This window comes from Francisella noatunensis subsp. noatunensis, assembly GCF_009823375.1.
Lineage (GTDB): Bacteria > Pseudomonadota > Gammaproteobacteria > Francisellales > Francisellaceae > Francisella > Francisella noatunensis.
This window is the reverse complement of the sequence record NZ_WBSX01000018.1, coordinates 1-20,820: the sequence shown is the minus strand read 5'-3', so window position 1 is coordinate 20,820 and position 20,820 is coordinate 1. Positions and strand designations below refer to the sequence as shown.

Here is a 20,820-nt window from a genome sequence, read left to right as displayed (position 1 = left end):
TAACTCACAAAGCAATTTACAACTTAATAAGCAAGTTAAAGCTTAGACACTTATTATTTTTCAAAGCTAGACAATATAAATACAAAAAAGAAGGTGACTCTAAACAAGTTAAGATAAAGGATAGAGCGAGTATTTCTGAAAGACCTAGCAGATTTACTATTTTAGCCAAGTCTATAGATAGAACAGCTAATTCAATCAATAGAATATTGTACAAAGTATCTAATGGTCATAAAATATTAACAGCTACATTTGATAATGGTAAAGAGTTTGCTAAACATAAGAAGCTAACTAGCAAGACTGGCATCAAAGTATTCTTTGCTGATCCATACAGTCCTTGGCAAAGAGGTACTAATGAAAACATGAATAGGTATATCAGACAATTTATATCTAAAGGTACTAACTTTAACAATATATCTCATCAATACATTAGAAAGTTACAGATAGACTTGAATAATAGACCTAAGAAATGTTTAAATTACTTGACACCTAATGAAGTACATTTTGGTATCTCTATAAACATTGAGAATACAATCTAGCAGTTACATCCTTATAGGATTGATGATGCTTAGTGAAACTATAATTAGAATTGTTGTTAGGAGATATTTTGAAAAGCACGCTTAAATCGATACTAGAATTTTATGCACAAAATCCTTCTGAAATTGTATTTATCAAAGATTCAAATAATATCATTGCAAAAGAGTTTTTGAATGATATAAAAACTTTAGCAAATCATCTTGATATCATTCTAAATAATAACAGCAAAGTCGCACTATCTATTGATGATATTTACTTCTTTTGTTGCACATGGATAGCATGTCAGTTTTTAGGTAAAACTACTATTATGCTACCAAATAACAAATCTGGCACAATTATCAAACTTGCAACACATTACGACTCTTTAATAACTGATAATGATCTTGATTTATCAGCAAAAATCATCAATGAGTATACAATTAAAGGATTGTGAAACTATATTTTTCACATCTGGATCTACAGGTGAATATAAAGGCTATAGCAAAACTATAGACAATCTTGAACAAGAGTCATCAGCGATCAACAGTGTCATACAAAGCTTTAGTCTTAAAAAAATCAATGTGCTTACAACAGTATCACATCAGCACCTGTATGGCTTTAGCTGGACTATAGTATGGCCACTACTATACCAAAAAATCATCCACACAGAAAGGCTATTTGTACCCGAACTTATCCACAAAAAGCTACTTCAAGATAACAATATTTTGATAACCACTCCCGTAATAATTTCTCACCTTGAAGGCAATATTACAACACCTATCACTAACTCTTTGCTTATTTCATCAGCTAGCGCATTAAGTACCGATATCGCGATTAAATTTCAAAATAGTTACAACATTCCTATTCTTGAAGCTTATGGCAGTAGTGAAACTGGAGTTATTGCGTATAGGCAACAGTTAATTGATAGACTATGGAAGCCTTTTGATAATGTTTGTATTACTACAGAGTCTGATCAACTAGTTGTTAGATCTCCCTTTTTTAAGCAAAAAAACAACTAATGTCAGATATCGTTGCATTATACAACGATAAATTTGAACTAAAAGGTAGAGTCGATAAGATTGTCAAAATTGCTGGTAATCGTTTATCAATATCACAAATGCAAAATATATTAATTGATTATGACTTAATACAAGATTGTGTATGTATCAAGCGTCAAAGCTATCGTGAATATATAGCAGCAATAATATGTCTAAATCAAGCTGGACAAGACTTATTACAAAATTTTGGTAAACAAAATTTAATTAAACAAATAAAGAGCTATCTATTAAACTATTACTCAAATGTAGTTATACCTAAACAATGGCGCTTTGTAACTGAAATAGCAACTAACTCTCAAGGAAAAAGAACTCTAGAACGATTAGTTGAATTATTAGATGATAATTAAATAGGTTAGAGCTTATAAGTTTGATAAGATTTAAACTTATTAAGGAGACTTTATTTAAAATTTATGGCGAAATAAACTATGAACAAACATCTTAAGATAAATAATATACAAAATATTGATGATTGCTGTGTTTTAGTATCGGCGCAAGTACTCCACGAGTGTGATTTTTTTAAAGGTCACTTTCAAGAGCAGGCCATTTTACCGGGTATTGCTCAAGTTGATTTTGTCATAAATTTGGCAAGCCAGATATTCGGTATTAATAAACTCTATTTTGGTAATATTCCACAATTAAAATTCAAAAAAGTTATATTACCTAATGATGATATAGAAATAAAAATCATAAATAACAACAATACAATTACTTTTGAAATTTCTGTCAATAATCAAGTAGCATCTCAGGGTAAAATAAAATATGAGTAGTAGTGATTGTAATTTATGTATTGTAGTACCAATCTATAACCATGGAAAGCAACTACGTAACACCATCAAAAATATCGCTAGATATGACTTACCTATCATACTTATAAATGATGGTAGCCAAGATAACACTAAACAAATCATGAGAGAAGTTGCTGGTGAATTTAATAATATTGTTTTGACAGAATCACTTGATAAAAATCAAGGTAAAGGTGTTGCTGTAAGTCATGGTGCCAATTTAGCTTTTAAAATAGGTTATACACATATGCTTCAAATAGATGCTGACGGTCAGCATGATTCGACCGATATCCCTAAATTTATACAAGCAATGCAGCAAAACCCTCAGGCACTAATATCTGGTATGCCCATCTATGATGATAGTATTCCCAAAAGTAGACTTCATGGTAGAAAAATTACAAATTTTTGGGTAGCAATAGAAACTCTGTCGTTTGATCTCAAAGAATCAATGTGCGGTTTTCGTATCTATCCACTAGAGGCTTATACAAAGCTTATGCAGAAAAGAACTTTCTCAGTGAAGATGGATTTCGATATAGATGTAATCGTGAGAATGTACTGGTTAGGTCTTCATATAGTCTATATAAATACCAAAGTAATTTATCCTCAAGATGGTTACTCCAATTTCAGAATGTTTCGAGATAACGTCAGAATATCTTGGACTCATACAAAATTAGTTACTGGTATGATTATTAGATCACCAATACTATTATGGAGAAAAATCAGGTGAAACATTGGACTAAGATAAAAGAAGCCGGTGGTCTATTTGGGCTTAGAACTACTTTTATTTTATTTCGTTTGTTAGGTCGTAGACTCACCTACTCAATCATGTCAGTAGTTATGATCTATTATTTTTTATTGTACAAAAGTGCACGTAACTATTCTTTTAAATATATTAAACACCTCGATAAAAATATTAAAACTTCAAAATTATGGTTTTATAGCTTTAGACATTTTTTAGCATTTGGTGAGATGGTTATAGACAAAATAACTGTTTGGAGTAATAAGATTACTATAGATAATGTAGACTTCTCACTACAAGATCGCAAAACCATGAACCAAGCTATCAAATCACAAAAAGGTGGTGTTATTTTTACAGCTCATCTTGGTAATCTTGATGTTGCAAGATCATTAGCAGACTTTGATAGTAGTATGAAGATAAATGCTCTAGTATTTAGCAAACAAGCTCCTACATTTAATAAACTTTTGACAAAGATTAATCCTAAATACTCAATCAATATGATATGTATACAAGATGTTACTCCAGATTTGGCAATTGAGTTATATGAGCGCATTGCTAATGGTGAATTTATCGTTATACCTGCAGATAGAACTTCTGTAACTAAACCAGAGAGAAATCTTAGATTATCATTTTTAGATGATATGGCATTTTTCCCACAAGGAGCATTTATATTAGCAAGCATTCTAAAATGTCCTACATACTTTATGCTATGCACAAAAATATGCCAAAATGCTTGAATCATATTGTAAAAAATATCCAAAACAATGGTTTAATTTTTTTGATTTTTGGCATCAAGGAGAATAAATAAATGCTTAAAGATAGTTTATTCACACATGTTTACAAAATGACTATCCCATTTTTTGATGTTGATATGCTCGAAATTGTTTGGCATGGTAATTATATCAAGTACTTTGAAATGGCTAGATGCAGTATGCTCAAAGAAATTGGCTATGATTATATAGCTATGAAGAAAGATGGTTTCGCTTGGCCTATAATTGATATAAAAGCTAAATTTATTAAATCTGCAAGATTCGGACAAGATATTGATATTTATTGTGATCTAATAGAGTTCGAGAACCGATTAAAAATAAACTATACTATTTAGATAGCTTAACTAAAATAAAGTTATGTCAAGGTTATACTACACAGCTTGCTGTGGATATTAACAAAAAAGAAACTTGTTTCGTAACACCTCATCAGTGGCAACAAAAAATAAAAGAGATTATTAAAAAATGAAGAAACTATTTACTTTTATTAGCATTTTTTTAACTATTGCGGCTCCCTTATATGCTTCAGATCTTACTAATAATTCAGAATTCCAAGCGGTTGAAAAGCAATTGACCAAAGATACTAATATCTCGGGTAAATTTATACAAATCAGACAAATTGCAGGTTTAAATTCAAGTTTAAAATCTTCAGGAACATTTAAACTAACTAATGATGGATCTCTGTTATGGCAACAGCAATCACCAATCAAAACCACAATGCAAATGTCTAAAAATAAGCTTACACAAACTATTATGGATAATTCTCCTACTGTTTTAACACGCGAAGACCAACCTGTAGTTTTCACATTCACAAGTGTCTTTATGTCTGTATTTAAAGGTGATACAAAAACCATATCAGAATTTTTTAATATCAATTTTGATGGTAATACACAAAACTGGACTATCACCCTCACACCAAAATCTAGCCCTCTGAATAAGGCTATAAAAGAGATAACTCTAAAAGGTAATAGATATATTACAAATATTGAAGTTGCTGATACCCAAGACAATATAATCAAAATACAACTTTTTGATATCACAACAAACTAAATATTATGATCAATAAATCTCTTATCCGTCTTATTATTTGGAGTGTAATTGTTCTAAGTAGCACAATCCTATTTATAACTATTATTACAAAAGGACTAAACTTAAATACAAACATTCTAGCTTTGTTACCAAACCAAGAGACATCACCTGAACTTACCTCAGCATCAAATAAGTTTTCTGACCGTATAAGTAATGATATTGTATTTTTAATAAGTTCTAAAGATCAAACTAAAGCTACAAATGCTGCAGCAAAGTTTAATCATTTACTAGAACAAAGTAATAATTTCACAGCAGTAAATACAGGAATAAACCAAGACCAGCAATTATCTTGGGCAAAATTCTATTTTCCATACAGGCTACAACTACTTAGCGATAAAGACCAACAGCTATTAATTGATAAAAACTACCAAAGATTGTACCAAAATGCTCTGGCAAATATATATAACCCAACAGGAGTAGTTAATCGTAACTTACTGAATAATGATCCTTTCTTTACATATCAAAACTATCTTTTAAACTTACCCAAACCAAGCTCCAACTTGAAGCTTAGAAATGGCTTTCTAATAGCTGAAAAAAATAATACTTATTACGTTCTTATTAAAGCTGAAATTAAAGGACAAAGCTTTTCATTAACAACTCAAACTGAAATTATCAAAAGCATTAATAATGCTATCACACAAATTAAATCAAATGATATTAGTGTTCTAAAAACTGGCATGCTCTTTTATGCAAATGCTGGAACCGAAGATGCTCATCATGAGATAAATACTATTGGTATTGGCTCTATGATAGGCATCTTGATTTTGATAATTCTAACATTTAGATCAATTATTCCTCTTTTTTTTACACTATTTTCAATCCTTTGTGGATTTGTTGCTGCATTTGTTGTTACACATTATATATTTGGTAGCGTTTTCTTATTTACGCTAGTTTTCGGTGCAAGTTTGATTGGTATATCTGTTGACTATGCTTTCTTTTATTATTCTGAGAAGCTTTTAGCTGATGCTAATTGGACTCCAAAAACAGGATTAAATCGTATTTTCAAAGGCATAACATTAGGGCTTTTAAATGTTATTATAGCTTTTTTAGTTATAGCAATCGCACCTTTTCCTGGACTACATCAACTAGCAGTTTTTGGTATCGTTGGCTTAGCTGTGTCATACCTAACAGTGATGTGTTTTTTCCCATATATTATCAATATCAAATCAAAAAGCCATAAAAGTATTCCTCTGTTAAGGCTTACGGATAAATATCTAAATCTGTGGAAAAATATTTGCACAAAAAAAATTATTATTATCTTAATAGCTCTAGTGATAATAATCATTGCAGGAATATATAAAATAAAGCCTAATGATGATATTCATATATTACAATCAACACCTAAAGAGCTCCGAGATGAAGAACAACAGCTTAAAAGCATAATTGGTAGTGATATAGGTCTTAGCTATATTATCGTATTAGCTAAAGATGATAATATACTTCTGTCAAAAGCTAATCATGTAACTAGCATTATTCGTAACAACTTTGCTAATATTAAAAATCCACTAATTAGCATAAGTGACTATGTATCAAGCTTAGAGCAGCAGCAACAAAACTATAATCTTATACAAAACTTTATTAATACCAAATATCCACAAGAGTACCTTAAACAAATAGGTTTCTCAGATGATCAAGAAGTAAGAGTGATAGATAAAATCAAAACTACAAAATTTGATGCTTTAGAGCTATCTGCGTGGCTAGATAAGCCAGTTTCAGCACAGATGAGATTTTTGTGGTTAGGAGACCAGCCAAATGACTATAAAGCTGTGGCAATAGCACTTTCAAAAAATATTGATATTACCAAACTACAAAGCTTGCTTAACTCTATCGATGACGTTTATATTGTTGATAAGGTAAGTCAGATAAGTGATATTTTTGGTCATTATCGTAATATAATTTCCTACATAATGGCGATTGTGTTTGTCTTACTATGGTTAGGATTAACTGTTAGATATTCTTTTAGAAAATCTATAGTCTATATTGTAGTACCATTATTATCATGTTTCACATCTATAGCATTTCTTGGATTACTCAATATTCCTCTGACATTATTTAGCATCCTTGCGATAATACTTGTCTTAGGAATAAGTATGGATTATGTTTTATTCTTAGCTGAGAGTCATAATAGATTCAATAGTACTATGCTAGCATTAGCACTATCAGCTATTACTACTATCCTATCATTTGGACTTTTGGCATTAAGTAATACTCCAGCTATTGAATATTTTGGTCTAACTGTATTAATAGGTATTTCGGTAGCATTTTTATTAGCCCCTATAGCAATTAAGGTACAAGGTTATGAAAAATAAAATTCTTTCAACTTTTTTTATATTTATCTTTTTAAGCGGTTGCTCATTGTTGCAAACAAAACAGCAAATCGATGTAACAGTAGCTATAACACCAGATACAACTGTAACACTACCCCAGCCACAACAACTAGGTATTGATAAAACAATATCGCAAATAGTCTCTGCTACTTATTATGATAAAGATGGCAAACAAAAAAATCTAACAACAAATATGATTATTGAAGCTAACTCAAAACATATCATAATGGTAGCGTTATCAGCTTGGGGAGGTTCTTTATTTAAACTTGATTATAATGGCAAAGATATCCAAAGTAGTAGCCTGCCAATGCCAAACCAAAATATTGGTGTTAAACAAAGCCTCACAGAGTTTATTATAAGCCAGGCCCCTGTCAATATTGTCAAAGAGATGTTTGCTAATACAAGCATTAGCGTATCAGAAAAAGCAAATGAAAGGATTTTAACTTCCAAAGACGGCAAAAAAATTCTAACAATAAAATACAGTGATAATAATAAAAAAATAACTATTCACAACTATCACTACAACTATACTATTAACATAACAGATTTAGATCAATAATTTTTTTGACATATCCTATTTTGTAAAGACACTATCAAAGCCATAATATTGTGCAAACTGCTCATTGTTCCAGCCTTGACTTTTAACATATTCTGGATCATCTGAATATTCCATAAGCTCAGAATAAACTACACCCGCGTGTCTCATCAGATGAAAACTTGGTAAAAGTATATTTTTCTCATGCATCTGTTGATAATGCCTTACATCAACCATTCTAAGATGATTGTAATAACCTAATTGAAGATAAGCATAAAAAAACTTAACTACAAAAAATAATAAAGCGACAACAAAAAATAAATATAACTTATTAAATAAATATGAAAAACCTGAACGAAATAAGTATTTGCATATGATATAAAAATATATAAGCATGTATAGCATTTCAACTCGTATTTCTAAACCAAACATAATAAGAAATGTTGTTAGAGAAATCGATACTAAGCATAAAATTATAAGAACCTTAGTTTTTATATCCTTTTCAAAAGCAAAAACCATAAATATAGAAAGAATAAATGGTAGTGAAAGTTCAAATCTTGAAAAAAACTTCATAGTTATATCAAATAAATTATGAAATATATACCCTAAAAGAGATTGCCCAGCAAGCATACCACTAGTTCTGGCAAAATTTCCAGGTGCTATCATCATCACAATACCCGCAATTATAAATGGTATAACAAAATATAAAGTATTTTTATTTAGTTTATCTTTTTTGACAATTTGATGAATTATATAGTAAAAGCAAATGGTAAAAATTACCATGAAAAATGCTTCATTATATAAACCAAGAAAAATACCCAAAATAATACTTAATACTTTTGAGTGCTTGTTCTTTACGAAAAGAAAATAAAAACCCCACACAAGCAAGCTAATGCCCCAAAGATACTGAATGCCTATGGTCTTCAACATTGCATTACCTAAAAAAGTATTCTCTATGAAGTAACCCATAAATAGACAAGCATATATAATGAATTTTCTAGATATAATACTAACTTGATCTCTAAATATTAATTTATATAGGTAAACAACCAACACTGTTAGTGCAAGTGCATTTAGCATATCTACAACATAAATCAAAGAAGGGTAACTTTTATTAAAAAGAATATAAACTGGTAATTGTGCCGAAACTCTACCAGTCCAATAGAAATAGTCACTTCTAATATGAAACCATACAGTTCCATCATGAAGAGCATTTACATCTGATCGCCAAAGATCATCCATCATCAAAGGTTGACACAAATTTATAATTAAAAAATAAGTAAATATCAAAAGGTAAACAAATACCTGATATTTTATATTTGATTTTGTACTAAGCATTTATAAAGTTTAAACAATTCATACAGTAAAAACATTATATATAATTATCTGATCAAAAATACTGACTTTTTCTAAAAAGTGCTGACTTAGCCTTGACACGGCACATGAATCAAAAGTTACCGTTGCTTCCTTCCGGACCTGGCGGGGTTCACAATCTATCATTGCGAGGAAACCAAGTCAGCGTTAGGTATGTTACTAGATATATCCTAAAATTACAAGCTAACAAAGCAAATTCCATTATCTAAGATAAATTGGTATTATTATCAAAAATAATTAAATTCGACAAATATCATGATAATAGTTATATCGCCTGCTAAAAGTCAAAATTTTGAAACCTCAACAGCAAAGTATCAATTTACACAACCAATATTCAAAGATCAAATAACCAAGCTTATAAATACCCTTAAACACTATGAGGTTGATGAGATTGAAAAGCTAATGAAAATTAGTCCTAAACTAGCTGAAGAAGTATTTACTAAACATAATAACTTTAACCCTAAGAGTTATAGCGAGTTAAATTCAAAAGCTGCTATTTTCACATTTAGTGGAGACGTTTACAAAGGTCTTGAGGCAGATACATTAGATAAAGAAACTATCGAATATGCTCAAAATCATCTTTTGATGTTATCTGGACTATACGGACTGATACGCCCTCTTGATTTAATGCAAGCTTATAGATTAGAAATGGGTACAAAAATTAAAATTGATGGAGAAATTCTATATAAGTACTGGCAAGATAAGGTTACAGCTCAATTAAATGAATACTTCAGCCAGCAACAAAATAAAATTTTGATAAATCTTGCTTCTAATGAATATTCCCAAGCAATAGATAAAAAATCTTTAGATGCAAAATGGCTAGATATTGATTTTAAGGAAAATAAAAACGGTACATATAAGACTATAGGGATTCATGCTAAAAAAGCACGTGGCTTAATGACAAGGCACATTCTTGAAAATAGAATAGAAAATATCAGTGATATTAAAAATTTCAATATAGCTGACTATAAATATAATCCAGAACTTTCAAATGAAAATCTTATGTGCTTTACGAGATAGTTTATGAAAATTAGAATACTCTCTTTAGGAGAAAAACCACCAAAATGGGTTAGCGAAGGTTATGATGAGTACAAAAAGCGCCTAAGTAAATCAATCCCGCTTGAACTGATCGAATTACCAATAGCTAAACGAACTAAAACTGGTAATCCCAAACTTTGGATAGAACAAGAAGCTAAAACTATCCTTACTAAACTTAGTGATTCTGATCACTTAGTAATTCTTGATGTTAACTTTAAAATAATTTCAACAGAAGAACTAGCTGAAAAAATGCAAAATTGGAAATTTAACAATCCAAATGTTGTGATTTTAATTGGTGGTCCAGATGGTATAGATCAAAGTATCAAAAATATTGCCAAAGAAAAAATATCCATATCAAAAATGACTTTTCCTCATCCTTTAGTACGTATCATTATTGCTGAACAGTTATATAGAGCTTATACAATATTAGAAGGCCACCCTTATCACAAATAACTACCAAGTCTAGCTTTTGTACACCTATCTTTATGATTTAAGTCTTTAATAGTTTGAATATCACAGAAACCATGCTGAGAAAATATACTTGCTAGATCATTCGCTTGGGTGAAGCCATGTTCTATATACAAATATCCTCCTTGTTTTAGAAAATCACTTGCCTGGGATATGATTATTCTAATATCTGCTAAGCCATTATCTGTAGCAAATAATGCTCTTGATGGTTCATATTCCCTAACACTATCATCAACATTAGCATCGTCAATATCTATATATGGTGGATTTGATACTATGATGTCAAACTTAGTCTCATCTAAATTTTCATACCAACTACTTTGCATAAATTCAACATTAGCAATATTATTTGCTTGAGCATTTTTTTTAGCAATATCTAGTACCTTAGAGTATAAATCAACAGCTACAACTTGACTCTTAGGGAGCTCCTCAGCTAAAGCTAAAGCAATCGCGCCAGAGCCCGTACCAAGATCTAATGTTTTTAGTTGAGCATTCTTATCTTGTATATCATCTAACACTGCAGCAACTATAACTTCAGTATCTGCTCGGGGTATAATAGTATCTTTAGTTACATATAGCTTTTGATTCCAAAAATATTTATAGCCAAGAATATAAGCTAATGGCTCACCTGCTAAAAGACGTAAAATTTTCCCATTTATTTTTGTAAGTATGGCATTATCTAACTGCTTATCAGAATTTAGATAAAGATAAGTCTTATCAACACCCAAAACATCGCAAATAATCATTTGCAGATCATGTTTTATTGAAACATCAGGTTGATTAAACTTAACTGCACTTGACGCTAATAACTGAGATATTGAGATATTACTCATCTGACATAGTTGCTAGAAGATCAGCTTGATGCTCTAAGATTAGTGGCTGGATGATACTATCTAGACTTCCTTCCATAACCTCATCAAGTTTATAAAGAGTTAAGTTAATACGATGGTCAGTAACTCTACCTTGATGATAGTTATATGTTCTAATTCTCTCAGATCTATCACCACTACCAACCAAACTCTTACGTGTATCAGATTGCTCTTTTTGTTGCTTATCAATCTCTGCTTGTAAAAGTCTTGATTTAAGCATTGACATAGCAGCTGCACGGTTTTTATGCTGTGATCTTTGGTCTTGACATTCGACAACAACACCTGTTGGAATATGTGTAATTCTAATCGCTGAGTCAGTCTTGTTGACGTGCTGCCCTCCAGCACCTGATGCTCTAAAAGTATCTACTTTGATATCAGCTGGATTAATATCAATTCCCTCAACTTCATCTGCTTCAGGCATAACTGCAACAGTACATGCTGAAGTATGAATTCTACCTTGTGACTCTGTAGCAGGAACTCTCTGTACTCTATGAGCACCTGATTCAAATTTTAGTTGTGAATATACGCCATCGCCATATATTCTTGAGATAATTTCCTTGTAACCACCATGCTCACCTTCACTAGCTGAAACCACTTCAATTTTCCAGCCTCTCTGCTCAGCGTATTTTGAATACATCTTAAACAAATCACCAGAGAATATTGATGCTTCATCACCACCAGTTCCAGCACGAATCTCTAAGAAAATGTTAGCATCATCATTAGGATCACGCGGTAGAAGAAGTATCTGCAACTCATCTTCAAGTCTCTCAATTGACTCATTAGCTGATTTTAATTCTTCTTTTGCCATTTCAACTAGCTCTGCATCTTTCTCATTGAGCATTTCATAGGCTGCTTCTTTATCTTCAAGAGCTTGTGTATATTCTTTAAATGCCTTAACAATAGGCTCAAGATGAGAATATTCTTTTGATAAATCTCTAAACTTATTCTGATCAGAAATAACATTAGCTTCACCTAACAATGCGCTAACTTCTTCATGTCTTTCTATCAAACTTTGCAGTTTTGTCTTAATAGAATCTTTCATTTATTTTTCCACATTTAAACCAAACATTCGTTTCATACATACTAAACAATCACTTCTACCCTGCTTAGAAGCCTCTTTCATACCGACCACAGGATAGTGTAATACTTTCTTTTTAATCTCATAAGCAAATCTCTTAAGCACTTCTTCAGGATCTTTACCATTTCTTATTTTCGCTAAGCTTTTTTCTAATGATAAATCCACTAAGCCATCCGCTTTTTGAAATAGCTCCTTAATAGCACTATTTGAAATAATTGCTTTTTCTTTTTCTAGATAATCTTCTAGTGATTTTACAATAATTTTTTGAGCTCTTGAGCTCTCATGTTTCCTTTTATCCTTATTACCTTCTATAACTGTATTAATGTCATCAACACAATAATATGCATTCTGTTCTAAATCTCCTAGTTTAGGATCTAATGCTTGTGGTATAGAGATATCAATAAAAACTCTTGGTTTTTCTCCTACATCATCACATTTGACTATATACTCAGTAACATTAACTGCAGCGATTATAATATCTGATTTTTTAATTAATTTAGGCAGATCTGCCAAGTAATATGCACTAGCATTATCAAAGGTAGATGTGATTTTTTCAGCTTTTTCTATTGTTCTATTAGCTAACATAATATGTTTAGGATTAAGAGCTGTCACATGGCGAAATAAAAGCTCCCCTGTTTGACCAGCACCGATTATAAGCACATTTTTAGTAGAAATATTGTCCAACTGCTTTTTGGCCAAAGTAATTGCTGAAAATGCTACTGATACTGGACAGTGACCGATTCTAGTTTCACTACGAACTTTTTTAGCTGTTGCAAAAACTTTCTGAAAAACTCTATCTAATTCTTTACCAATAGCGTGATTTTTTTTACTAAGAGTGTATGAGTCTTTAACTTGTCCTAATATCTGTGGTTCTCCTAAAACCATCGATTCTAGACCACAAGCTAATTTCATCAAATGCATGATTACTTCTGTACCTTGACGTAATTTAAAGTAATCTCTTATTTTAAAATCAGGATTCCTAACATAGCTTTGCCACCAAGCTAAAATATCATCGACAACTCTTAAATCTGCTATTTCAAGATATACTTCAGTACGATTACATGTTGATAAAATTATAGCATGAATAACATCATCTATAGCTAGTATTGATTTATATAACATTGATACATCAAGGCCTGAAAGCGCAAACTCGCTACGAACCTCTATTGGGGATTTTTTATAATCAATTGCTAAAGATATTAATGCCATATTCAAATAATTTTTAAATGTAAATAATTACTAATTAACTTAGAAAAACAAAATCATATTTTAACATAAAAAACCAAGACATTACATTCTAATCTGATTAATAAACTTAGAACGTTGAGGACTTTTATGTTAAGATGCTGTAAGTTTGCTATAAACAAATTTAATTTGTAGACATCAATAACTATGAAAAATTTATCAAAAAAACAAAGCCAAGCTCTATACACAATAGTGGGCATAATAATTGTAGCCATCATTTGTACTATAATTTTACAGTTTTATAACTCTGGTAATGAAAAACGCATGTTTGAAGCATCTGACATGTATCAAAGAGCGCTAATTGCAAATGAAAACCCGAAATCTCCTACAAGTGTCAAAATAGCTAAATTTGAAGAAGTTACAAAAAACTACCCTGATACTAGCTTTGGCATATTTGCTAGTTGGCAATTAGCTGATTTATATATGGCTCCTACTGATTTAGATACTAAGAGTTTTAATGTTAATTTATCCAACCTACCTAAAGCTATTGACGTATTGCAACAGAGTGTCCAAAGCAATCCTAGTAATAGCTTAACAGACATTACAAAAGTTAGGCTTACTAAGCTTTACATATCAAGTAACAACCCTGATAAAGCTATCTCTACTCTTCAAAGCATTAGCTCTCTAAATAGCAATGCATATCCACTAATGCTATTAGGCGAAGCTTATAGTGAGAAAAAAGATAAGGATAAAGCATTAGATGCTTGGAATAAAGCTCTACAAGATCCTAACAGCTCAGCTGAATTCAAACAAATAATTACCCAACTTATAAATAACACTAAATAATCATGAAAAAATTATTTTTATTAACAACTCCTTTGCTACTATCATTATTAGTCGCTAGTTGTTCTGAGAGTAATGTCCCACCACCCACACCATTAGCTGAAAAACCTCCTAAGGAGGCTAAGGTGAAAGTCAAATGGAGCAGATCTACGGGTAATGGTAATGGCGGTTTACCAATTTATAATGTCTCGCCTGCATATGCTAATGATATGGTATTTGTTCCTAATCAAAATGGTATGGCTTATGGTTTAGCAATTACAAATGGTAAAATAATTTGGAAACATGATACTGGCACCATTCTATCATCTCAACCAAGCACTATTGCTAACGCGGTAATATTTGGTTCTATAAAAGGAACTCTAACAGCTGTCGATCAAAAAGATGGTCAAATACTGTGGAGGACAGATGCTCCAAGTAGTATCTTTTCTCAACCAACAATATATAGCAACCATTTATATACTCATACTCACGATGGTTCTGTGACTTCTTTTGATGCCACCAACGGCGCAAAAGTATGGAATGTAACAAACAATATTCCTGAGATAACGCTACCAAGTGACTCATCTCCTATTATACTTAATGACACTGTGATGGTAGGGTCTGCTTTTGGTACAGTACTAGGCTTTACTCTAGACAATGGTGATAGAACTATCAACTTACCAATTGCTATTGCCCATGGTTCTTCACCTGCTTATAAGATGGTAGATATCACATCAAATCCAATGTTATATGGTAACTATCTTATATTTGCTGCCTATCAAGGTGCTATTGTTGCTCTAGATAGAGATACCGGAAAAATGCTTTGGGCAAAAAAAACATCTATAATTAATAATATGGCTATTAATAATGGTGTGATTTTCACAGTACAAGCTAATAGTGAGCTTAAAGCATACGATATCCAAACTGGAGATACGGTGTGGACACAAAATATACTAGAGTGGCGCAAAATAACTGCTCCTATATATTATAAAGGATTGATTGTAGTCGCTGATTATCAAGGTTATTTACACTTTTTCAACTCGCTGAATGGAGATTACTTAGGTAGATATAAACTTACTCCTAGAAGCGACTTTTTTGACTATGGAATTTCAGGACAATTAGTTCCAACTGAAAAAGGTATACTTGTAGAAGCTGATAGTGGTACTACATATTTAGTTGATGCTCATAGTGATAGAGTTATTTATGAAAATATACTAGGCGACTATAAAGTAGACCGAGGTCAAAACGTTAAAGTTATTTATCCTCTAGAACAACCAAAATCGGCTCCTATGGAAAATACACCAAAAGATCTATCTGGCAAAGAAGTTGACTCTGACAAGTCTAAAAACAATACTAGCTCAGTAGCGACAACTACAGCTGCTGTAGCAGAAGCTAATAATACAGATATATCGAACTCAACTAATCAAAATTTACCAAGTTCAAGCAACAGTACAAATTCAGAAGCACAAAACTCTGACTCTTCGATAGCTGAGAGTGTTGTGACATCAAATAACACACCCCCCATACCAAAAGGTAAAACTGCCACCATAATAGTTGGTGACTTCAGTAAGAGTGGTTCTGACTAATGTATAAAGGTATACGTCCATCGATTTTCATTTTGGTTCTAATGGTCTCTTTGGGACCTTTTGGTGACACTATTTATGCTCCTGCTTTACCAGAAATCAAAACTATTTTAGGCACAGACTATCCTCATGTACAACTAACTATAACATCTTACCTACTTGGTTATTCAGTTAGCCAGCTTTTATACGGTCCTTTTTCAGATAGGTTTGGACGTAAGTCTGTAATGTTAGTAGGTTCAGGCTTTTTTATCATTAGTTCAATAATATGTCTACTCAGCACAAATATTGACACTCTAATCTATGCAAGACTACTTCAGGGATTTGGTGCAGCTGCTGGCGGTGTAATAGCAACAGTTGCCGTCAAAGATGCTTTTAAAGTTAGTGAGCAAGGTGCAATATTTGCTATTATGAATATTGCTTTTGCTTTAGCCCCTGCATTTGGTGCTATTTTAGGTGTTTTCCTTAGTCCTAACCTGATATTCTGGATATTATTAGTCGCTGCTACATTTTTATTTGTTCAAGTAACTGTTTTTTTTCCAGAAACAGTAAAAGAAAAAAATATAGATGCTCTAACCCTAAGATCCTTCTTTAAAAATTATTTTTCCCTTTTCAAAGATCATCAATTCTTCTTTGCAACCTTTGTATTAGGAATAAATATTAGTGTGATATACGCCTGTTTAGTTACAGCTCCTGATATTTTTATAAATATTTTAAAGCTTGAAAAAGCTAATTTCTTATATCTACTTACAATTATGGTTACTGCTGTAGTATTAGGATCAATTATATGCTCAAAGCTAAGTCGTATAATAGCCTACAAGCATCTAGTTAATTTTGGTATGTTTTGTACTTTAATATCAGGATTGCTCTTTATTTATGCATTCCATAAATTAACAGGATTAACTCTATCTATAGCTTTAACTGGTGTTCTTTCTCTAACATTTATAGGTGTATCATTTAGTGTGCCCTTATTAACACCAATAGCACTAGAGAACTTTACTACTACTGCTGGAGCAGCATCTTCAGTTATGGGTTTTATGCAGATGGGAATTGCTTCAATAACTACTGCTGTAATTAGTCAAATTGATTTCGGTAGTGAATTTACTTTAGCTTTTGCATTTGTACTGCTGCCACTTATTGGACTAATAATATTTTTTCCTTACAGCTGCTATTTCCTCAAAAAGTAAATATCCAAGACCTTTATGCCTTAGGTTTACGAATTAAAATAATTATATGATAGAATCTACTTTAAATAATATATTTCAAATATCTAAAAATTTATAAATGCAAAACTATAATGCTAAATCTATCGAAGTTCTTACCGGTTTAGATCCTGTAAAGAAAAGACCAGGTATGTACACTAATACCGAAAACCCAAACCATCTTATACAAGAGATTGTTGATAATAGTGTTGACGAAGTTTTAGCTGGATACGCTAGTAAAATAAATATCACCTTATATGATGATAATAGTATCGAAGTAGCTGATGATGGTCGTGGTATGCCTGTAGATATTCATCCAGAACACAAAATGTCCGGTATCGAGCTTATTATGACTAAACTACATTCAGGTGGTAAGTTCAGCAACAAAAACTATACTCACTCTGGTGGTCTTCATGGAGTTGGTGTTTCTGTTGTCAATGCATTATCAAGCAAACTTGAAGCAGAAATCAAACGTGATGGTAATGTTTATCAAATAACTTTTGAAGATGGTCTAAAAACTAAAGATTTAGAGATTATTGATAGCGTTGGTAAAAAAAATACTGGCACTAAAATTAGATTTTGGCCTAACAAAAAATATTTTGATGATATCAAAGTTAATATCAAAGCTCTTAAGAATCTCTTAGAAGCTAAAGCAATACTCTGTAAAGCACTTACAATTAAATACTCAAATGAAATAAAAAAAGAGAGAATCTCTTTGCATTTTGAAACTGGGTTAAAAGGTTACCTTGACCATAAGTTAGAAGCTGAAACACTTCCTCTTGAACCTTTTATGATAGATAATTTTTCAAATGGTGATTCTTATTTAGATGCTGTATTTTGTTGGTGTGAAGATCCTTTAGAAAGTATCAAAAACAGTTATGTTAACCTAATTCCAACACCGCAAGATGGCACACATGTTACAGGTCTTAAAAATGGTGTTTATGAAGCTATTAAAACCTATATTGAAAAAAATTCTCTTGGAATAAAGAATGTCAAAATTACAGCAAATGACTCATTTGCTAAGTTAAATTACATAATATCCGTAAAGATAACAAATCCTCAGTTTGCAGGCCAGACAAAGGAAAAACTCTCCAATAAAGATGTGACTTCATTTGTAACTACAGCTGTCAAAGATTTGCTAACAATATGGCTCAATCAAAATCCTGAAGAAGCTCGTCAAATCATCGAAAATATTAATAGCGTTGCCCAAAAAAGAATTAACGCTGATAAAAAAACTACTCGTAAGCGTATTATGAATACTTCGATTCGCTTGCCTGGTAAGCTTACAGATTGTATCAGCTCTGATGTAAACTCGACTGAACTTTTTATAGTAGAAGGTGACTCTGCTGGAGGCTCCGCTAAACAAGCACGTGATAAAAACTTTCAAGCTGTCTTACCTCTTAAAGGTAAAATCCTAAATAGTTGGGAGCTTGATGCAGATACTATTATGAACTCTCAAGAAGTTCATAACATCGCTACAGCAATTGGCGTTGATCCAGATAGTGATGATATTTCTGGCTTAAGATACAACAAGATTTGTATCCTTGCTGATGCTGACTCAGACGGTCTACATATTGCAACTCTTTTATGCGCCATGTTTCTCAAACATTTCAGAAAACTTATAGAATATGGGCATATTTATATTGCTCAACCGCCGCTATTTAGAATTGACATAGGTAAGAATACTTTTTATGCTCTTGATGAAAATGAGAAAGAAAAGATTTTAGCTGAGAATGCCAAGCTAACAGGTAAGATAAATATCATGCGCTTCAAGGGTCTTGGCGAGATGAATCCTATCCAATTACGTGAATCAGCTATGGATGTATCATCTAGAAGACTTTTACAGCTTACAATCTCTAATACTTATGATGATGCTGAAATTTTAGATATGCTTTTAGCGAAAAAAAGAGCCAAAGACCGTCGTGATTGGCTTGAAAATCATGGTGATAAAGCTGAAATTGAATAAAACTGATAAAAATTTTATTTACAAATTTCTGCCAATCTTCCTGTCATTACTCCCAAAATAGCATCATCTGTTTCATTCATTCCTTTACCGGTAGCTAAGATTGCAATATTTTTGATTGTGTCTTCAACATCATCACCAACAATACCGTCACGTGGAGTTACCGTATTACCAAGCATTGCAGCATTAAACGCTGTATATACTGAGTTTGCTATCTTAATCGAGCATGATGAATTAGAATTATCTTTAACAATTTTATCTAACATATCACTAATTTTAGATGTATCTAACTGAGATGCAATTTTGTAAATCTCTTTAATCGAGAATTTAGAGATTATTTCATCAACAAGATTGCTCTTATTATCTGCATCATCAACTTCATAAATAATTTCATCATTCTTTTTGATTAGAGTAATATTTGTATGTGTATATTTAAACTCAACTATAACCTTGTCTTGTTTATAATACGCTTCTATACGAATATATAGCTTTATAGGCTTGGATGCATTAAATACTTTTATACAATCTTTTTGTAAATACTCTTGTACTCTTGGAAGCTCTGCTTTAGTTACTCCAGAAATAACCATAAGCTCTTTGGCTGCATTTCCAGCAATTGTACCCATCGCAACAGAAGCCTCTATACCAATCATTCCACCACTATTTGGTACAGTTACGCTTTTTACATTTTTAATCATATTGCCAGAAGCAAAACATCTATCCTATCAGGTATATGTCCTAACACATCTCTTATTTTTGCAGCACAATATGCCAAAGCCACAGGCTCTGTACATCCTTCAGCTGGTACAACCTCTTTATACAACAAGTCTATCAATTGCTGTTCTCTACTCATCTCTCTAATCTCCTTTAGAGCTAGATTGTATTCTCAATGTTTATAGAGATACCAAAATGTACTTCATTAGGTGTCAAGTAATTTAAACATTTCTTAGGTCTATTATTCAAGTCTATCTGTAACTTTCTAATGTATTGATGAGATATATTGTTAAAGTTAGTACCTTTAGGTATAAATTGTCTGATATACCTATTCATGTTTTCATTAGTACCTCTTTGCCAAGGACTGTATGGATCAGCAAAGAATACTTTGATGCCAGTCTTGCTAGTTAGCTTCTTATGTTTAGCAAACTCTTTACCATTATCAAATGTAGCTGTTAATATTTTATGACCATTAGATACTTTGTACAATATTCTATTGATTGAATTAGCTGTTCTATCTATAGACTTGGCTAAAATAGTAAATCTGCTAGCTCTATCGACCATTGTTACAATAGCACTTTTATGGTCTTTACCAACAATAGTGTCACCTTCAAAGTGATAAAGATTTTTTCTATTAGCACTGCTAGGTCTTTCAGAAATACTCGCTCTATCCTTTATCTTAACTTGTTTAGAGTCACCTTCTTTTTTGTATTTATATTG

At 31.7% G+C, this 20,820-nt stretch carries 22 protein-coding genes, 1 other RNA gene and 1 pseudogene; 17 read left to right on the top strand and 7 right to left on the bottom strand.

The genetic code is table 11. From position 1 onward, the window contains the following. The 11 genes from F8C69_RS02955 to F8C69_RS02915 form a co-directional block, all read left to right on the top strand. Nucleotides 1-536: IS30 family transposase (locus tag F8C69_RS02955; RefSeq protein ID WP_159184130.1), on the top strand; the 536-nt coding region annotated here is incomplete at its 5' end. A 68-nt stretch (nucleotides 537-604) separates the two neighbouring features. Beyond that, nucleotides 605-967: a hypothetical protein gene (locus F8C69_RS10485; protein WP_234384178.1), complete on the top strand. Its 363-nt coding sequence runs from the start codon at nucleotides 605-607 to the stop codon at nucleotides 965-967. Next, nucleotides 942-1,532 (top strand): AMP-binding protein, encoded by a 591-nt coding sequence (locus F8C69_RS10480; protein ID WP_234384179.1) that lies wholly within the window; start codon nucleotides 942-944, stop codon nucleotides 1,530-1,532. The genes F8C69_RS10485 and F8C69_RS10480 overlap by 26 nt, the downstream gene beginning before the upstream one ends. Beyond that, nucleotides 1,532-1,918 (top strand): acyl-CoA synthetase family protein, encoded by a 387-nt coding sequence (locus tag F8C69_RS10475; RefSeq protein WP_234384180.1) that lies wholly within the window; start codon nucleotides 1,532-1,534, stop codon nucleotides 1,916-1,918. Before F8C69_RS10480 ends, F8C69_RS10475 begins: the two co-directional genes overlap by 1 nt. Before the next feature lie 78 nt (nucleotides 1,919-1,996). After that, a complete protein-coding gene (locus tag F8C69_RS02945) occupies nucleotides 1,997-2,338 on the top strand; it encodes an ApeI family dehydratase (protein WP_159184129.1) in 342 nt (113 codons plus the stop codon). After that, nucleotides 2,331-3,080, top strand: a complete 750-nt coding sequence (locus tag F8C69_RS02940) for a glycosyltransferase family 2 protein (RefSeq protein WP_159184128.1) — start codon at nucleotides 2,331-2,333, stop codon at nucleotides 3,078-3,080. The genes F8C69_RS02945 and F8C69_RS02940 overlap by 8 nt, the downstream gene beginning before the upstream one ends. Further along, a complete protein-coding gene (locus F8C69_RS02935) occupies nucleotides 3,077-3,829 on the top strand; it encodes an acyltransferase (RefSeq protein ID WP_234384181.1) in 753 nt (250 codons plus the stop codon). The genes F8C69_RS02940 and F8C69_RS02935 overlap by 4 nt, the downstream gene beginning before the upstream one ends. A 71-nt stretch (nucleotides 3,830-3,900) precedes the next feature. After that, nucleotides 3,901-4,197 (top strand): acyl-CoA thioesterase, encoded by a 297-nt coding sequence (locus F8C69_RS02930; RefSeq protein WP_234384182.1) that lies wholly within the window; start codon nucleotides 3,901-3,903, stop codon nucleotides 4,195-4,197. A gap of 127 nt (nucleotides 4,198-4,324) precedes the next feature. Continuing rightward, the gene (locus F8C69_RS02925; protein WP_159184127.1) at nucleotides 4,325-4,909 is read left to right on the top strand and encodes a LolA family protein; all 585 of its coding nucleotides are present in this window, start codon (nucleotides 4,325-4,327) and stop codon (nucleotides 4,907-4,909) included. A gap of 5 nt (nucleotides 4,910-4,914) precedes the next feature. After that, nucleotides 4,915-7,257 carry an MMPL family transporter gene (locus F8C69_RS02920; protein ID WP_159184126.1) on the top strand — a complete coding sequence of 781 codons (2,343 nt, stop codon included), beginning with the start codon at nucleotides 4,915-4,917 and terminating at the stop codon, nucleotides 7,255-7,257. Further along, on the top strand, nucleotides 7,247-7,834 hold the full coding sequence (locus tag F8C69_RS02915) for a DUF3261 domain-containing protein (RefSeq protein ID WP_159184125.1): 588 nt from the start codon (nucleotides 7,247-7,249) through the stop codon (nucleotides 7,832-7,834). Before F8C69_RS02920 ends, F8C69_RS02915 begins: the two co-directional genes overlap by 11 nt. A 15-nt stretch (nucleotides 7,835-7,849) precedes the next feature. Here F8C69_RS02915 and F8C69_RS02910 read toward each other — a convergent pair whose 3' ends face one another. Both F8C69_RS02910 and ffs read right to left on the bottom strand, forming a co-directional pair. After that, a complete protein-coding gene (locus tag F8C69_RS02910; protein WP_159184124.1) occupies nucleotides 7,850-9,148 on the bottom strand; it encodes a DUF6056 family protein in 1,299 nt (432 codons plus the stop codon). Nucleotides 9,149-9,229: 81 nt separating this feature from the next. Beyond that, nucleotides 9,230-9,326: signal recognition particle sRNA small type (ffs, locus tag F8C69_RS02905), an RNA gene on the bottom strand. A 113-nt stretch (nucleotides 9,327-9,439) separates the two neighbouring features. Between ffs and yaaA the strand changes: the two genes are divergently transcribed. Both yaaA and rlmH read left to right on the top strand, forming a co-directional pair. Next, nucleotides 9,440-10,204, top strand: a complete 765-nt coding sequence (gene yaaA / locus F8C69_RS02900) for a peroxide stress protein YaaA (protein WP_159184123.1) — start codon at nucleotides 9,440-9,442, stop codon at nucleotides 10,202-10,204. Nucleotides 10,205-10,207: 3 nt separating this feature from the next. After that, entirely contained in the window at nucleotides 10,208-10,675 is a 468-nt protein-coding gene (rlmH, locus tag F8C69_RS02895) for a 23S rRNA (pseudouridine(1915)-N(3))-methyltransferase RlmH (protein ID WP_159184122.1), read from the top strand. Here the strand turns inward: rlmH and prmC are convergent. Genes prmC through F8C69_RS02880 form a run of 3 tightly spaced genes read right to left on the bottom strand, consistent with a single transcriptional unit; the run spans nucleotide 10,666 to nucleotide 13,846 of the window. Continuing rightward, nucleotides 10,666-11,523, bottom strand: coding sequence for a peptide chain release factor N(5)-glutamine methyltransferase (gene prmC / locus F8C69_RS02890; protein ID WP_159184121.1), 858 nt, complete (start codon nucleotides 11,521-11,523; stop codon nucleotides 10,666-10,668). The two genes, rlmH and prmC, sit on opposite strands and share 10 nt — an antisense overlap. Then, nucleotides 11,516-12,601, bottom strand: a complete 1,086-nt coding sequence (gene prfA / locus F8C69_RS02885) for a peptide chain release factor 1 (protein ID WP_159184120.1) — start codon at nucleotides 12,599-12,601, stop codon at nucleotides 11,516-11,518. The genes prmC and prfA overlap by 8 nt, the downstream gene beginning before the upstream one ends. Next, nucleotides 12,602-13,846: a glutamyl-tRNA reductase gene (locus F8C69_RS02880; RefSeq protein WP_159184119.1), complete on the bottom strand. Its 1,245-nt coding sequence runs from the start codon at nucleotides 13,844-13,846 to the stop codon at nucleotides 12,602-12,604. Nucleotides 13,847-14,029: 183 nt separating this feature from the next. On the opposite strand from F8C69_RS02880, the gene F8C69_RS02875 reads away from it, so the two are divergent. From F8C69_RS02875 to parE, 4 genes are all read left to right on the top strand, one after another. Further along, complete coding sequence (locus F8C69_RS02875; RefSeq protein ID WP_159184118.1) at nucleotides 14,030-14,668, top strand: YfgM family protein; 639 nt, start codon at nucleotides 14,030-14,032, stop codon at nucleotides 14,666-14,668. 2 nt (nucleotides 14,669-14,670) lie between these two features. Beyond that, complete coding sequence (bamB, locus tag F8C69_RS02870; RefSeq protein ID WP_159184117.1) at nucleotides 14,671-16,230, top strand: outer membrane protein assembly factor BamB; 1,560 nt, start codon at nucleotides 14,671-14,673, stop codon at nucleotides 16,228-16,230. Beyond that, on the top strand, nucleotides 16,230-17,411 hold the full coding sequence (locus F8C69_RS02865) for a multidrug effflux MFS transporter (protein ID WP_159184116.1): 1,182 nt from the start codon (nucleotides 16,230-16,232) through the stop codon (nucleotides 17,409-17,411). The genes bamB and F8C69_RS02865 overlap by 1 nt, the downstream gene beginning before the upstream one ends. A gap of 97 nt (nucleotides 17,412-17,508) precedes the next feature. Next, nucleotides 17,509-19,392, top strand: coding sequence for a DNA topoisomerase IV subunit B (gene parE, locus F8C69_RS02860; RefSeq protein ID WP_159184115.1), 1,884 nt, complete (start codon nucleotides 17,509-17,511; stop codon nucleotides 19,390-19,392). Between the two features lie 14 nt (nucleotides 19,393-19,406). Here the strand turns inward: parE and F8C69_RS02855 are convergent. Both F8C69_RS02855 and F8C69_RS02850 read right to left on the bottom strand, forming a co-directional pair. Then, a pseudogene (locus tag F8C69_RS02855) lies at nucleotides 19,407-20,239 on the bottom strand (L-serine ammonia-lyase, iron-sulfur-dependent, subunit alpha). A gap of 20 nt (nucleotides 20,240-20,259) precedes the next feature. Beyond that, a partial coding sequence (locus tag F8C69_RS02850) for an IS30 family transposase (RefSeq protein ID WP_159183759.1) occupies nucleotides 20,260-20,820 on the bottom strand: 561 nt, incomplete at its 5' end.